This window comes from Streptomyces sp. NPDC094143, assembly GCF_040303825.1.
Lineage (GTDB): Bacteria > Actinomycetota > Actinomycetes > Streptomycetales > Streptomycetaceae > Streptomyces.
This window is the reverse complement of record NZ_JBEOTZ010000016.1, coordinates 30,023-43,255: the sequence shown is the minus strand read 5'-3', so window position 1 is coordinate 43,255 and position 13,233 is coordinate 30,023. Positions and strand designations below refer to the sequence as shown.

At 71.7% G+C, this 13,233-nt stretch carries 12 protein-coding genes and 1 pseudogene; 4 read left to right on the top strand and 9 right to left on the bottom strand.

The features are described from left to right. The first annotated feature begins 10 nt into the window (after nt 1-10). Together ABTZ58_RS21070 and ABTZ58_RS21065 are read left to right on the top strand one after the other, a co-directional pair. Nucleotides 11-1,726: a sodium/solute symporter gene (locus ABTZ58_RS21070; RefSeq protein ID WP_351358652.1), complete on the top strand. Its 1,716-nt coding sequence runs from the start codon at nt 11-13 to the stop codon at nt 1,724-1,726. Continuing rightward, nucleotides 1,723-2,937: a sensor histidine kinase gene (locus ABTZ58_RS21065; RefSeq protein WP_351358649.1), complete on the top strand. Its 1,215-nt coding sequence runs from the start codon at nt 1,723-1,725 to the stop codon at nt 2,935-2,937. The genes ABTZ58_RS21070 and ABTZ58_RS21065 overlap by 4 nt, the downstream gene beginning before the upstream one ends. Nucleotides 2,938-2,941: 4 nt before the next feature. Here ABTZ58_RS21065 and ABTZ58_RS21060 read toward each other — a convergent pair whose 3' ends face one another. From ABTZ58_RS21060 to ABTZ58_RS21040, 5 genes are all read right to left on the bottom strand, one after another. After that, on the bottom strand, nt 2,942-3,133 hold the full coding sequence (locus ABTZ58_RS21060; protein ID WP_309096777.1) for a hypothetical protein: 192 nt from the start codon (nt 3,131-3,133) through the stop codon (nt 2,942-2,944). Nucleotides 3,134-3,213: 80 nt separating this feature from the next. Continuing rightward, nucleotides 3,214-4,164, bottom strand: a complete 951-nt coding sequence (locus tag ABTZ58_RS21055; RefSeq protein ID WP_351358646.1) for a cytochrome c oxidase assembly protein — start codon at nt 4,162-4,164, stop codon at nt 3,214-3,216. A gap of 161 nt (nt 4,165-4,325) precedes the next feature. Further along, nucleotides 4,326-5,351, bottom strand: a complete 1,026-nt coding sequence (locus ABTZ58_RS21050) for a 6-phosphofructokinase (RefSeq protein WP_351358643.1) — start codon at nt 5,349-5,351, stop codon at nt 4,326-4,328. 202 nt (nt 5,352-5,553) lie between these two features. Next, the gene (locus tag ABTZ58_RS21045) at nt 5,554-6,282 is read right to left on the bottom strand and encodes a type 1 glutamine amidotransferase (protein WP_351358640.1); all 729 of its coding nucleotides are present in this window, start codon (nt 6,280-6,282) and stop codon (nt 5,554-5,556) included. 23 nt (nt 6,283-6,305) lie between these two features. Further along, nucleotides 6,306-7,544 (bottom strand): MurT ligase domain-containing protein, encoded by a 1,239-nt coding sequence (locus ABTZ58_RS21040; protein WP_351358637.1) that lies wholly within the window; start codon nt 7,542-7,544, stop codon nt 6,306-6,308. A gap of 158 nt (nt 7,545-7,702) precedes the next feature. Between ABTZ58_RS21040 and def the strand changes: the two genes are divergently transcribed. Beyond that, the gene (gene def, locus ABTZ58_RS21035) at nt 7,703-8,248 is read left to right on the top strand and encodes a peptide deformylase (RefSeq protein WP_351358634.1); all 546 of its coding nucleotides are present in this window, start codon (nt 7,703-7,705) and stop codon (nt 8,246-8,248) included. A gap of 60 nt (nt 8,249-8,308) precedes the next feature. Here the strand turns inward: def and ABTZ58_RS21030 are convergent, their stop codons facing one another. Continuing rightward, entirely contained in the window at nt 8,309-8,953 is a 645-nt protein-coding gene (locus ABTZ58_RS21030; protein ID WP_351358631.1) for a TetR/AcrR family transcriptional regulator, read from the bottom strand. 173 nt (nt 8,954-9,126) lie between these two features. Between ABTZ58_RS21030 and ABTZ58_RS21025 the strand changes: the two genes are divergently transcribed. Continuing rightward, nucleotides 9,127-10,353 carry an acyl-CoA dehydrogenase family protein gene (locus tag ABTZ58_RS21025; RefSeq protein WP_351359019.1) on the top strand — a complete coding sequence of 409 codons (1,227 nt, stop codon included), beginning with the start codon at nt 9,127-9,129 and terminating at the stop codon, nt 10,351-10,353. Here ABTZ58_RS21025 and ABTZ58_RS21020 read toward each other — a convergent pair. The 3 genes and pseudogenes from ABTZ58_RS21020 to ABTZ58_RS21010 form a co-directional block, all read right to left on the bottom strand. After that, nucleotides 10,350-10,871, bottom strand: coding sequence for a cupin domain-containing protein (locus tag ABTZ58_RS21020; protein ID WP_351358629.1), 522 nt, complete (start codon nt 10,869-10,871; stop codon nt 10,350-10,352). The genes ABTZ58_RS21025 and ABTZ58_RS21020 overlap by 4 nt on opposite strands. A gap of 7 nt (nt 10,872-10,878) precedes the next feature. Continuing rightward, a complete protein-coding gene (locus ABTZ58_RS21015) occupies nt 10,879-12,093 on the bottom strand; it encodes a cytochrome P450 (protein WP_351358626.1) in 1,215 nt (404 codons plus the stop codon). 1 nt (nt 12,094) lies between these two features. Then, nucleotides 12,095-13,162 (bottom strand): annotated as a pseudogene (locus ABTZ58_RS21010) (type III polyketide synthase); the annotation flags it as partial. Between the last annotated feature and the right edge of the window lie 71 nt (nt 13,163-13,233).

The window sequence follows — 13,233 nt, the reverse complement described above, 5'->3', positions numbered from 1 at the left end:
CGCCACGCCCATGAACTCCAGCTACGCCGTCCCCGCCGTCGCCCTGGTCGTCGTCGCCACGGTCCTTGTCGGCGCCTTCGGCCTGCGCATCTCCCGCACCACCTCGGACTTCTACGTCGCCTCCCGCACCGTCGGCCCGCGTCTGAACGCCGCCGCCATCAGCGGCGAGTACCTCTCCGCCGCCTCCTTCCTCGGCATAGCCGGCCTGGTCCTGGTCCAGGGCCCCGACATGCTCTGGTACCCGGTCGGCTACACCGCCGGCTACCTCGTCCTGCTGCTCTTCGTCGCCGCCCCGCTGCGCCGCTCCGGCGCCTACACGCTCCCCGACTTCGCCGAGGCCCGCCTCGCCTCCCAGGCCGTACGGCGGCTTGCGGGCGCCTTCGTCGTCGGCGTCGGCTGGCTCTACCTGCTGCCCCAGCTGCAGGGCGCCGGGCTCACCCTGACCGTGCTGACCGGGGCGCCCGACTGGCTGGGCGGCGTGATCGTCGCCGTCGTCGTCACGGCGACCGTGGCCGCCGGCGGCATGCGCAGCATCACCTTCGTCCAGGCCTTCCAGTACTGGCTGAAGCTCACCGCCCTCCTCGTCCCCGCCCTCTTCCTGGTCCTCGCCTGGCAGGGCGACGGCGCCCCGCGCCACGCCTTCGACGAACCGGCCACCTTCCGCGAGCAGCGGGTCGTCCGCGTCGACGACAGCGTCGACCTGAAACTGGACCGGCCCCTGACCGTCACGGTCTCCGGCACCGTCGACGGCCGCACCCACACCGGCACCCGCCTCGACCTCCCCGCCGGCACCCACCACATCGAACGCGGCACCCGGCTCACCTTCGCCGAGGGCGCCACCGTCCCCGCGGCCGAGCGCACGCAGGGCGGTGACCTCTCCCCGTCGCAGGCCGAGAGCCGCGCCGAACGCCCCCTGTACGCCACCTACGGGCTGATCCTCGCCACGTTCCTCGGCACCATGGGCCTGCCCCACGTCGTGGTCCGCTTCTACACCAGTCCGCACGGCGTGGCCGCCCGCCGCACCACCGTCGCCGTCCTCGGCCTGATCGGCGCCTTCTACCTCCTGCCCCCCGTCTACGGCGCCCTGGGCCGCCTCTACGCTCCCGAACTGACCCTCACCGGGGACCCGGACGCCGCCGTGCTCCTGCTGCCCGACCGGATGATCGGGGGAGTGGGCGGCGATCTCCTGGGAGCCCTGGTCGCGGGCGGCGCCTTCGCCGCGTTCCTGTCCACGGCCTCGGGCCTGACCATGGCCGTCGCGGGCGTCCTCACCCAGGACGTGCTGCCGTCCCGGGGCGTGCGGCACTTCCGGCTCGGGACCGTCCTGGCCATGGCCGTGCCCCTCGCGGCGAGCGTTCTGGTCGGCGGGCTCCCGGTCGCCGACGCCGTCGGCCTCGCCTTCGCGGTGTCCGCGTCCTCGTTCTGCCCGCTCCTGGTCCTCGGCATCTGGTGGCGGCGGCTGACCCCGCCCGGCGCCGCCGCCGGGATGCTGGTCGGGGGCGGCTCCGCCCTGCTCGCGGTCGCCGCGACCATGGCGGGATACCCGGGCCGGGGCGCCGCCCTGCACGCCCTGCTCGCCTGGCCCGCCCTGTGGTCGGTGCCGCTGGGCTTCCTCACCATGATCCTGGTGTCCCTCGCCACCCCCGGCCGTGTCCCGCCGGGCACGGCCGCGGTCCTGGCCCGCTTCCACCTGCCCGAGGAACTGCGGACGGAGGTGACGGCATGAGCGACTTCCTGGCCGGGCTGTGCGTCGCCGTGCTCCCGGTCCTGGCCCTCGGCGTCTGGCTCGGCCGGCGCACCGCCCGGGCCAAGAGCCTCGCCGGCCTCGGCACCCCCGTCGAGCACGCCACCTTCGAGACTCTGCACACCGCCTCCCTCGCCGCGCCCCCGCTGCGGTCCGGCCTCACGGAGGAGACCGCCCGCAAGTCCGCCCGCAAACTGCGCTCCCTGCTCGGCACCGACGCCCTCTGCCTCACCGACCGGGAACAGGTCCTGGTCTGGGACGGCGACGGCGCCCACCACCGCACCGAGATCATGGAACGCCTCGCGGGCCCCCTGGACACCGGCCGAGGCGAGGCCTTCCGGCTCACCTGCGACAGCCTGGACTGCTCGGTGCGCTGGGCGGTCGTCGCCCCGCTCACCGTCGACGACCGGGTGCACGGCGCCCTGGTCGCCTGTGCGCCCCGCGAGTCCGCCGTCCTGGTCCGGGCCGCCGGGGAGGTCGCCCGCTGGGTGTCGGTGCAGCTGGAACTGGCGGACCTCGACCAGTCGCGCACCCGCCTCATCGAGGCCGAGATCAAGGCGCTGCGCGCCCAGATCTCCCCGCACTTCATCTTCAACTCGCTCGCGGTGATCGCGAGCTTCGTGCGCACCGACCCCGAGCGCGCCCGCGAGCTGCTCCTGGAGTTCGCCGACTTCACCCGCTACTCGTTCCGCCGGCACGGCGACTTCACCACCCTCGCCGACGAGCTGCACGCCATCGACCACTACCTGGCCCTGGTGCGCGCCCGCTTCGGCGACCGGCTCTCCGTCACCCTCCAGATAGCGCCGGAGGTGCTGCCGGTCGCCCTGCCCTTCCTGTGCCTGCAGCCGCTCGTCGAGAACGCCGTCAAGCACGGCCTGGAGGGCAAGGCCGTCCCCTCGGGCAAGTGCCACATCCAGATCACCGCGCAGGACGCGGGAGCCGAGGCCCTGGTCGTCATCGAGGACGACGGCGCGGGCATGGACCCCGGACTGCTGCGCCGTATCCTCGCCCGCGAGGCCAGCCCCTCCGGCGGCATCGGCCTGTCCAACGTCGACGACCGGCTACGCCAGGTCTACGGCGACGACCACGGCCTGGTCATCGAGACCGCCGTCGGTGCCGGCATGAAGATCACCGTCCGCCTGCCGAAGTACCAGCCGGGGGTGCACTCGGCGGGCCGGCTGACCCGCGAGTGAGCCGTCAGGTGCTGCGTGTGGTGACCACCATGCCCAGGGTGATCAGGCCCAGGACGACCCAGCCGAACCACAGCCAGCCGTTGCTGCCGAGCGCCACCGTGTAGGCCGTCACCACGACGAGGCCGCCCACGGTGAGCACCCCCATGGTCTTCGTCCCGCTGGAGCCGTTCGTGGAACCGTTCGTGGAACCTGGCATCGCGGCACCCTCCTCGTGGTCCGGTCCCTCCATGGTGCCCGGCGGGCGCCCGGCGCGCACGGGCCGTACACGAGCCGGTTTCAGCGCCCCTGCGTGTTCAGCGAGGCCAGGTAGGCGTTGTACGCCTCCAGTTCCTTGTCGCCGTCCCGCTCGGCGGCCCGGTCCGTGCGCCTGGCCTGACGCTGCTCCGAGGCGTACCACTGGAACAGCAGCGCGATCAGGACCAGCACGGACGGGATCTCGCTGAACGCCCAGGCGATGCCGCCCGCCGCGTTCTGGTCCGACAGCGCCTCGATGCCGAGCGAGGCGGGCGGGTTCTCGAACGTCGCCACCATCGGCTGGGACGCCATCATCAGCGCGATCCCGAAGAAGGCGTGGAAGGGCATGCCCGCGAACAGCTCCAGCATCCGCATCAGGTAGCCCGGCCGGTGCGGGCCCGGGTCCACGCCCATGATCGGCCAGAAGAACACCAGGCCGACGGCGAGGAAGTGCACCATCATCGCGATGTGCCCGGCCTTGGAGCCCATCAGCGTGTCGAACAGCGGGGTGAAGTACAGCCCGTACAGGCTCGCGATGAACAGCGGGATCGTGAACGCCGGGTGCGTGACGATCCGCATGTACCGGCTGTGCAGGAACATCAGCAGCAGCTCGCGCGGTCCCTTGCGGCCCCGCCCCGCCGTCGGCAGCGCCCGCAGCGCCAGGGTGATCGGCGCCCCGAGCAGGATGAGGATGGGCGAGACCATGCTGATCACCATGTGCTGCACCATGTGCACGCTGAACATGACCATGCCGTAGTCGTTCAGCTGGGTGCACATCATGAGCATGATGCTCAGCACCCCCAGGGCGTAGGCGACGGTCCGGCCGACGGGCCACTTGTCCCCGCGCCGCGTCAGCCGCACGACGCCCCAGCCGTACAGCGCCAGCCCCACCAGGCAGGCGAGGAGGAAGAACGGGTCCGCCGACCACTGAAGACCTCGCCCCAGCGTGAACGGCGGCAGATCCATGGTCATGCCGTGCCCGCTGTGATCCATTCCGCCGGCTCCTGTTTCGTGGGGGTGTGCAGCAAGTTGTCCGCCCACAAGAGTAGAACCGCCCCCGGTGACTGTTACGACCGGGGGCGTGCGACACCTCAGGGGCGCGGGGAACTGCGCGACAAGCCACGAACGGCCCGCACCCGCCGACTACGGCAGCCTCAGAGAACGGTCTCCGCCTCCTCGTACCGCTCGTCCGGCACGGTCTTCAGCGTCTGGACGGCGTCGGCGAGCGGCACCATCACGATGTCGGTCCCGCGCAGCGCCGTCATCTGCCCGAACTCGCCCCGGTGCACCGCCTCCACCGCGTGCCACCCGAACCGCGTGGCCAGCACCCGGTCATACGCGGTCGGCGTACCGCCCCGCTGCACATGCCCGAGGATCACCGGCCGCGCTTCCTTGCCCAGCCGCCCCTCCAGCTCCACGGACAGCTGGCGCGCGATGCCCGCGAACCGCTCGTGCCCGTAGATGTCCTTGCCGCCCTCGTCGAACTCCATGGTCCCGGCGCGTGGCTTGGCCCCCTCGGCCGCCACCACGATCGCGAAGCGCTTGCCCGCCTCGAACCGTTCGCCCACCCGCCGGGTCAGCTCCTCTATGTCGAAGGGGCGCTCGGGCACCACGATGGCGTGCGCGCCGGCCGCCATGCCGGAGTGCAGCGCGATCCAGCCGGTGTGCCGGCCCATGACCTCGACCACGAGGACCCGCTGGTGCGACTCGGCCGTGGTCTTCAGGCGGTCCAGCGCCTCGGTCGCCACCCCGACGGCGGTGTCGAAGCCGAAGGTGACGTCGGTGACCGCGATGTCGTTGTCGATCGTCTTCGGCACACCCACGACGGGCAGACCACTGTCCGACATCAGCCGCGCGGCCTTGAGCGTGCCCTCACCGCCGATGGGGATGATCGCGTCGAGGCCGAGCTCCTCGACATGGCCCCTGGCCCGCTCCACACCGTCCCGCAGATGGGAGGGCTGGACCCGGGAGGAGCCGAGAATCGTGCCGCCGCGGGCGAGAATGCCGCCCACCGCGTCGAGGTCGAGCTTGAGGTAGTCGCACTCCAGGAGGCCCTTCCAGCCGTCCCGGAAGCCGATGACCTCGTCGCCGTGGTCGACGACGGCGCGGTGCACGACGGACCGGATGACGGCGTTCAGGCCGGGGCAGTCGCCGCCGGACGTGAGGACACCAATGCGCATAGCCCGAGAAACCTTATCGACGTGGGCCGGGACCGGACCGCGTTGTCCGGCTGGAATCCCCGCCACCCTAGCGGCTTCGAGGGGCCGGACCGAAGCACGCGTCCGCCTGCTGGACGACCCCGCTCACCTGTGCGGACGGGCCGTCATACGGGCTGTCCACCAGCAGGTTGACGCGTGCCCCGGGCGCGCCGCGGCGCTGAGCCTACGCGGGCTGCTGAGCAGCGGCGATGCGCTCGTTGCGCAGCGCCTCGTACCAGCGGTCGTCGGTCGGCGGCAGCGCGTTGACGTCGAGGGCCAGCTTCAGCAGCAGGTCCGCGATCAGCGGGTTGCGCGCGAGCACCGGACCGTGCATGTACGTGCCGAAGACGGTGTCGTTGTACGCGCCCTCGGTGCCGTCGCCCGTGCCGTTGCCGTTGCCGAACCGCACCCGGGCGAGCGGGCGGGCGGTGGGGCCGAGGTGGGTGACGCCCTGGTGGTTCTCGAAGCCGGTCAGCGGCGGCAGCCCGAGGCGCTCGTCGACGTCGCCCAGCACGTCACCGACGCACCGCGCGCCCTCGCCGCGCACCGACACCACGTCCAGCAGCCCGAGGCCGGGCTCGCGCTGGCCGAGGTCGTTGATGAACTCGTGGCCGAGGATCTGGTAGCCGGCGCACACCGAGAACACGATGGCGCCGTTCTCCACGGCCCGGGTCAGTCCGCTGTCCCGGCGCAGCCGCTCGGCCGCGAGGCGCTGCGGCCGGTCCTCGCCGCCGCCGATCAGGTAGATGTCGCCGGAGGTCGGGATCGGCTGGTCGCTGCGCACGTCCAGCCGGGCCACGTCCAGGCCGCGCTGCCGCGCCCGGCGCTCCACCACGAGGACGTTGCCCTGGTCGCCGTAGGTGCTGAGCAGGTCGGGATAGATCCAGACGATGCGCAGTTGGTTGTCGCTCACAAAAGTCCCCTGACGTCTCGTGCTCAGTTGCCGACGCGGCGGCGCAGGTCCTGGAACGCCGTGTAGTTGGCGATGACCTCGATCCGGCCCGGCGGGCACGCGGCCACGGCCTGGTCGAGGTTCTCGTGGACCTGGAAGTGCTGGTCGGCCACCTCCAGGCGCACCGCCAGGTCCAGCCTCCGGTCGCCGATGACGCAGATCGGGTGGCCGGACAGGCGCGTGTAGTCGACGTCCCACAGCCAGGAGGTGTCGGTACCGTCGGCGGAGCGCGCGTTCACCGACAGGATGACCGGCGTGGGCGGGGGGTCGATCAGGGAGAACGTCTCCAGCCAGCCGGCCGGGTTCTTCGCGAGCAGGAGCCTCAAATCCCGGCCCTGGAACTGGACGACGTCGTACCGTCCGGCCACCGCCTGCACCTGGTACATGCGCTCCAGCGCGACCTGCGGAGGAACCCCGAACACGGCGGCCACGGCGGCCGAGGAGGCGGCGTTGGCCTTGTTGGCGCGGCCCGGCAGCTGGAGGTGGATCGGCCAGGCCGAGCCGTGCGGGTCGAGGACGTGGTCGCCGGAGAGCGCCCAGCTGGGCGTCGGACGGCGGAAGCCGCACTCGCCGCAGAACCAGTCGTCGCCCGGGCGCTGCATCACGCCGCCGCAGGACGGGCAGGACCAGGCGTCGTCCTTCCACATCTGCCCGGCGGCGACCCAGATCACGTTGGGGGAGGAGGACGCCGCCCACACCACCAGCGGGTCGTCGCAGTTGGCCACGACGACGGCCTTGGAGCCCGCCAGTCCCTCGCGCCAGTTCTCGGCGAGCATGCGGGTCTCGGCGGCGCGGTCGAGCTGGTCTCGCGAGAGGTTCAGCAGCGCGATGCACTTCGGGGCGGTGTCCCGGGCGACGCCGGCCAGGTACTTCTCGTCGACCTCGATGACGCCGTACCGGGCGTCCGAGCCGCCGGCGAGCGCCGAGGTGATGCCGGCCGGCATGTTGGCGCCGAGCGCGTTGGAGACGACCGGTCCCGCCGCGCGCAGGGCCTCGGCGATGAGCCGGGTGGTGGTGGTCTTGCCGTTGGTCGCCGAGACCAGGATCACGTCCAGGTTCTGGGCCAGCCGGGCCAGGAGGTCGGGATCGAGCTTCAGCGCCACCCGGCCGCCGATGACCGATCCGCTGCCGCGTCCCGCCGCGCGGGACGCCGCTGCGACCGCCTTGCCCGCGGTCACGGCCAGCTTGGCCCGCGGCGAGAGCGGGTCCGAGTTGCCTGCCATCAGTTCTCGATCCTCCTTGCGTACGCGCCGCGCCTTGAAGCCTGACGGCCACGTGGTGTGGACCTCAGCCTATCGAGATCCATTCGCACTCCCGAACCGCGGCACTGTGGCGAACTCGTGTGGGAGGCGCGCACCGACAGGACCTTACTCTTGCGGCCATGCGACAGAGCCCCATCCCCGGCGCCCGCGGCCGCGTGAGACCCCTCACCCTGCACGGCGCCCCCGTCCTGCACGCGCCCTGCGCGGAGGTCACCGACTTCGGCCCCGGACTGGCCCGGCTGGTCGAGGACTTGTTCGCCACGATGTACGCCGCCCGGGGCGTCGGACTGGCCGCCAACCAGATCGGCGAGCCGCTGCGGGTCTTCGTCTACGACTGCCCCGACGACGAGGACGTCCGCCACCTCGGCCACGTGGTCAACCCCCGCCTCGTCGAGGCGGACGGGGTGGTGATCCGCGGCCCGGAGGGCTGCCTGTCCCTGCCGGGCCTGGAGGCGGGCACGCAGCGGTACGACCACGCGGTGGTCGAGGGCTTCACCATGACCGGCGACCCGGTCACGATCCACGGCACGGGCTTCTTCGCCCGCTGTCTTCAGCACGAGTGCGACCACCTGGAGGGCCGCGTCTACGCGGACCACCTGACGGGCTGGCGCCACCGCAGGCTGATGCGTCAGGTGGCCAGGTCTTCCTGGCGCCGGGACGTGTAGTTCAGGGGCGCGGGGAACTGCGCGAGCCGCCCCCACCGACCGTCAGCCGAAACCCGACGGTCAGAACCCCGGGCCCCCCACCCGATCCCCCGCAGCCGCAAGCCGGCCCCACAGCAGATCGGCAAGACTGCGCACCAACTCCGCACGGGAACAGGGCCGTTCCCCCAGCCACCAGTCCCCGGCCGCGTGCATCATGCCGACGATCCCGTGCCCCCACACCCGCGCGAGCTGCTGCCCGCCCGGCCCCAGATCGAGCCGCTCCTCGATGACCTGGGCCAGCTCCTCACCCATCCGCCGCAGCAACGGGGCGCTGTGCTTGCCGACATCGAACCCCGGGTCGCCCGGCTGGCCCCCCTCGGCCGGGTGCATCAGGAACCGGTACACCTGGGGCCGCGCCTCGATGGCCGTCAGGTACGTGTCGAGCGTCGCCTCGACCCGCTCGCGCCGGTCCGCCGGCGCGTCCAGCGCCGCCCGCAGCGAGTCCAGCAGCGCGTCCGTGTGCCGTTTGGCAAGGGCCGCGTAGAGTCCGCCCTTGTCGCCGAAGTGCCGGTAGAGGATCGGCTTGGTGATGCCGGCCTCCGCCGCGATCGCGTTCATCGAGGCCTGCGGGCCGTCGCGCAGCACCACCCGGTCGGCGGCCTCCAGCAGTTCACGCCGTCGGCGGTCGGCGGACCGTTGCTGGTCGGTCCGCTGCGTGGTGTCCATGTGCTCTCCCCACCCGTGCTGTTTCGATGACGCTTGCGCAAACTAACACTGAAGCATGTTCAGGACACCGAAAGGGTGCCGACCGGTCGGTGGGAGTTGACGCGGACTACCCGCCGGTAACAGACTGGTGTTACCGCAAGTAACATGCACGTGTGCCGCTGAAGGGGACCGACATGGCCGAGTTCACCATGGAGCTCAACGACGAACAGAAGGAGGTCCGCGACTGGCTCCACGGCTTCGCCGCCGACGTGATCCGGCCCGCGGCCGCCGAATGGGACGAGCGTGAGGAGACTCCCTGGCCGGTCATCCAGGAAGCGGCCAAGGTCGGCATCTACTCCCTGGACTTCTACGCCCAGCAGTACTTCGACCCCACCGGTCTCGGCATCCCCATGGCGATGGAGGAGCTGTTCTGGGGCGACGCGGGCATCGCCCTGTCCATCGTCGGCACCGGCCTCGCCGCCGTCGGCGTCCTCGCCAACGGCACCGAGGAGCAGATCGGCACCTGGATCCCGCAGATGTACGGCGACGCGAACGACGTCAAGGTCGCCGCCTTCTGCTCCTCCGAACCCGACGCCGGCTCCGACGTCGCCTCCATGCGCACCCGGGCCGTGTACGACGAGGCCAAGGACGAGTGGGTGATCAACGGCACCAAGACCTGGGCGACCAACGGCGGCATAGCCAACGTCCACGTCGTGGTCGCGGTCGTCGACCCCGAGCTCGGCTCCAAGGGCCACGCCTCCTTCATCATCCCGCCGGGCACCGAGGGCCTGTCCCAGGGCCAGAAGTTCAGGAAGCACGGCATCCGGGCCTCGCACACCGCCGAGGTCATCCTCGACGACGTGCGCGTCCCCGGCTCCTGCCTGCTCGGCGGCAAGGAGAAGCTCGACGAGCGGCTCGCCCGGGCCCGCGAGAAGGCGAAGCAGGGCGGGGAGCGCGTGAAGAACGCGGCCATGGCCACCTTCGAGGCCTCGCGCCCGGCCGTCGGCGCCATGGCCGTGGGCACCGCCCGCGCCGCCTACGAGGTCGCCCTGGACTACGCCACCACCCGCGAGCAGTTCGGCCGGCCGATCGTCGACAACCAGGGCGTGGCGTTCCAGCTGGCGGACATGCGCACCTCCATCGACGCGGCCCGGCTCCTGGTCTGGCGCGCCTCCTGGATGGCGGTCAACGGCAAGCCGTTCACGGCGGCCGAGGGCTCGATGTCCAAGCTCTTCGCCAGCGAGACGGCCAAGAAGGTCACCGCCCAGGCGATCCAGATCCTGGGCGGCAACGGCTACACCCGGGAGTACCCGGTCGAGCGCATGCACCGCGACGCGGCGATCTACACGATCTTCGAGGGCACGAGCGAGATCCAGCGCCTGGTCATCGCCCGCACCCTCGCCGGTGTGCCGATCCGCTAGCGGTGCCTGAGCGGCGTCAGCTGCTCGATGTCGTAGCGCGCCCGGAGCTCCTCGATCGCCGCGTGGTCCGGCGGGCCCCCGCTGCCGAGGATCTCCAGCAGCTCCTCGAAGTACCGCTCGTGGTCCGGCGGCGGGCTCGCCTGGAAGAACATCTTGGCGGGCTCGTCCGTCGGGTTGGCGAACGCGTGCGGGCAGCCCGGGGGCACGACGATCACCGTGCCCGGGGTCGCCCGCACCACCCGGTTGCCGGAAGCGGACTCCCACGTCCGCCAGTTGTCGGGGGTGCGCACCCGCGGCTCGAAGGCGAGCACGTCCAGCTCGCCTTCGAGGACGTAGAACAACTCCTCGCTGCGGGTGTGCACATGGGCTCCGACGTCGAAGCCCGGCGGCACCACCACCTCGAAGGTGGAGGCCATGCGGGAGTGGCTGCCGGTCACCTTGAAGGTCACGTGCTGGGCGGGGGCCTGCACGACCCGCCCCTGACCGGGCGGGACGAGCAGGCCTTCCGTCGCGGTCATCGCCGTCTCACCACGTCACGGGCAGGGCCTCGGGCCCGCGGATCAGCGCGCCCTTCTTGAAGGGCACGTCCTCGGCCGGCACGGCGAGCCGCAGACCGGGAACGCCGTCGAGGAGCGCGTCGACCAGGAGCTCCGACTCCAGCCGGGCCAGCATGCCGCCCGGGCAGTAGTGCGGGCCGAAGCCGAAGGAGACGTGCGGGTTCGGGCTGCGGGAGAAATCGATGGTCTCCGGGTCGGGAAAGACGTCCGGGTCGCGGTTAGCGGCCAGGTACGACACGTAGACCGCGTCGCCCTGCCGGATCCGCACCCCCCCGATCTCCACGTCCTCCAGGGCGATCCGCGACAGCCCGACCGCGTTGCGGTGGGGGATCCAGCGCAGCAGTTCGTCGATGGCCCGGGGGCGGATCTCCGGCTCCGCCCGCAGCCGCTCGGCGAGGTCGGGGCGGGTCATCAGCACGTAGAACATCTGGCCGCTGTTGTTGGTGACCGCCTCGCCGCCGATCTGCAGCAGCACGGCCAGTCCGACCGCCTCCTCCAGGGTGACCTCGCCCCGGCCGACCGCGGCGCCGAGCAGCGAGGTCACGTCCTCGTCGGCGCCGCCCTCGCGCAGGCCGATCAGGTCGGCGAAGTAGGCGCTCATCTCCTGCTTGGCCTTCTCGCTGACCTCGGCGCCGTGCGAGGAGGACAGGATCAGCTGCGTCCAGGTGTGCATGTCGTGCCGGTCGGCGGCCGGGACGCCCATCAGCTCGCAGATCACCGCGATGGGGAACGGGGCGAGCACCGCCTCGGTGAGGTCGGCGGGCGGGCCGTCCTGAAGCATCTCGTCGACCAGTTCCGCCAGCATCCGGCGGGACCGCTCGCGCACCCGCTCCACGCCGCGTGCCGTGAAGGCGGCGGCGACGCTGCGCCGCAGCCGGGTGTGGTCCGGCGGGTCGAGGAAGCCGACCGCGCCCCGGGACGGGATGAAGTGCGGGGCCAGCCGCGTGACCTGCCGGTCCATGACGGCCTCGCGGCCGAAACGCGGGTCGTTGGTCACCGTCCGTACGTCGTCGTAGCGGGTCACCAGCCAGGCCCAGCCCTCGCCGTTGGGCAGCTTGATGCGGGTGACCGGACCCTCGTCCATCAGTTCGCGCAGGACCGGGTCGAAGTCCACGCCGGACAGGTCCGGCGCGGGCCACTCCCGGACCGGGGGCGGCGTCTGGGTGATCGTCTCTTCGCTCATCTCACTTCGTCTCGTCGGCGCGGCGCCAGCGGCCCAGGGCCATCTCGGCGGTGATGCCGGGTCCGAACCCGGCCAGCAGCCCGCGCGCCCGGTCCTCGGGGCCGCCCTCGTCGAACAGCCGGCGCAGCGCGTCCAGGACGACGGCGCTGGCGATGTTGCCGTACTCGGTGAGCGTGGCCCGGCTGAAGCGGAAGGCGTGCGGGTCGACGTGCAGGAAGGTGCTGAGGTCGTCGAGGATGCGGGGACCACCCGCGTGGACGATGTAGAAGTCCAGGTCGGAGGCGTCCCAGCGGTGGTTGGCTGCCAGATCCTTCAGCGCCGGCGCGAGCGGCTCCATGGTGGCCGGTACCCGCTTGTCCAGCAGGAAGTGGAAGCCGGTCGCCTTCACGTCGTACATGATCCACTCCTCGGTCTTGGGGATCAGGTACGAACCGTTGCGCTCCAGGCTGACACCCTCGCCGCCCCGGCCGCGGACCGCGGCCGCCGCGATGCCGTCGCCGAACAGGCCGTTGGACAGCAGCGAGCCGACCCCGATGTCGGTGGGCTGGTAGCACAGCGAGCAGAACTCGCAGGCCACGATCAGCGCGTTGGCCTCGGGATAGGCCGTGCAGAAGTCGTGCGCCCGGTTGATCGCCGCGCCGCCCGCCGCGCAGCCCAGTTGGGCTATCGGCAGCTGCCGGGTGGTCGGGTCGAAGCCCATCTCGTTGATCAGCCAGGCCGTGAGCGAGGGCATCATGAAGCCCGTGCACGACACGTAGATGATCAGGTCGACGTCGGTGGGAAGCAGCTCCGCGTCGTCGAGCGCCCGCTGGATGACCGCGGGCACCCGCGCCTTGGCCTCGGCCTCGTAGAGCTTGTTGCGGTCCTCGAACCCCGGGTGCTTGAGGGTTTCCTCGATGGGTTGCACGATGCGCCGCGTGCGCACGCCGGTGTTCTCGATCAGCCGGAGGGCCAGCGGCAGTTGGGGGTGGTCGGCGTGGCGCTCACGCGCCAGCTCAAGCGTCTCCTCCATCGTGATCACGTGCTCTGGAACGGACACCGAAGGTCTGCACAAAGTCGCCATGAACCGTGCCTGCTTTCGCCTCCCGGGAGACCCTTCGGCCCCCGGTCAGAAGATGGTTCACCTCTAGGGGTGGTCCA

Bases quoted from the DNA above. Each gene is read 5' to 3' on its own strand.
- ABTZ58_RS21070 (WP_351358652.1), top strand. From the start codon at position 11: ATGAACTCCAGCTACGCCGTCCCCGCCGTCGCCCTGGTCGTCGTCGCC.
- ABTZ58_RS21065 (WP_351358649.1), top strand. From the start codon at position 1,723: ATGAGCGACTTCCTGGCCGGGCTGTGCGTCGCCGTGCTCCCGGTCCTG.
- ABTZ58_RS21060 (WP_309096777.1), bottom strand. From the start codon at position 3,133: ATGCCAGGTTCCACGAACGGTTCCACGAACGGCTCCAGCGGGACGAAG.
- ABTZ58_RS21055 (WP_351358646.1), bottom strand. From the start codon at position 4,164: ATGGATCACAGCGGGCACGGCATGACCATGGATCTGCCGCCGTTCACG.
- ABTZ58_RS21050 (WP_351358643.1), bottom strand. From the start codon at position 5,351: ATGCGCATTGGTGTCCTCACGTCCGGCGGCGACTGCCCCGGCCTGAAC.
- ABTZ58_RS21040 (WP_351358637.1), bottom strand. From the start codon at position 7,544: ATGGCAGGCAACTCGGACCCGCTCTCGCCGCGGGCCAAGCTGGCCGTG.
- def (WP_351358634.1), top strand. From the start codon at position 7,703: ATGCGACAGAGCCCCATCCCCGGCGCCCGCGGCCGCGTGAGACCCCTC.
- ABTZ58_RS21030 (WP_351358631.1), bottom strand. From the start codon at position 8,953: ATGGACACCACGCAGCGGACCGACCAGCAACGGTCCGCCGACCGCCGA.
- ABTZ58_RS21025 (WP_351359019.1), top strand. From the start codon at position 9,127: ATGGCCGAGTTCACCATGGAGCTCAACGACGAACAGAAGGAGGTCCGC.
- ABTZ58_RS21020 (WP_351358629.1), bottom strand. From the start codon at position 10,871: ATGACCGCGACGGAAGGCCTGCTCGTCCCGCCCGGTCAGGGGCGGGTC.
- ABTZ58_RS21015 (WP_351358626.1), bottom strand. From the start codon at position 12,093: ATGAGCGAAGAGACGATCACCCAGACGCCGCCCCCGGTCCGGGAGTGG.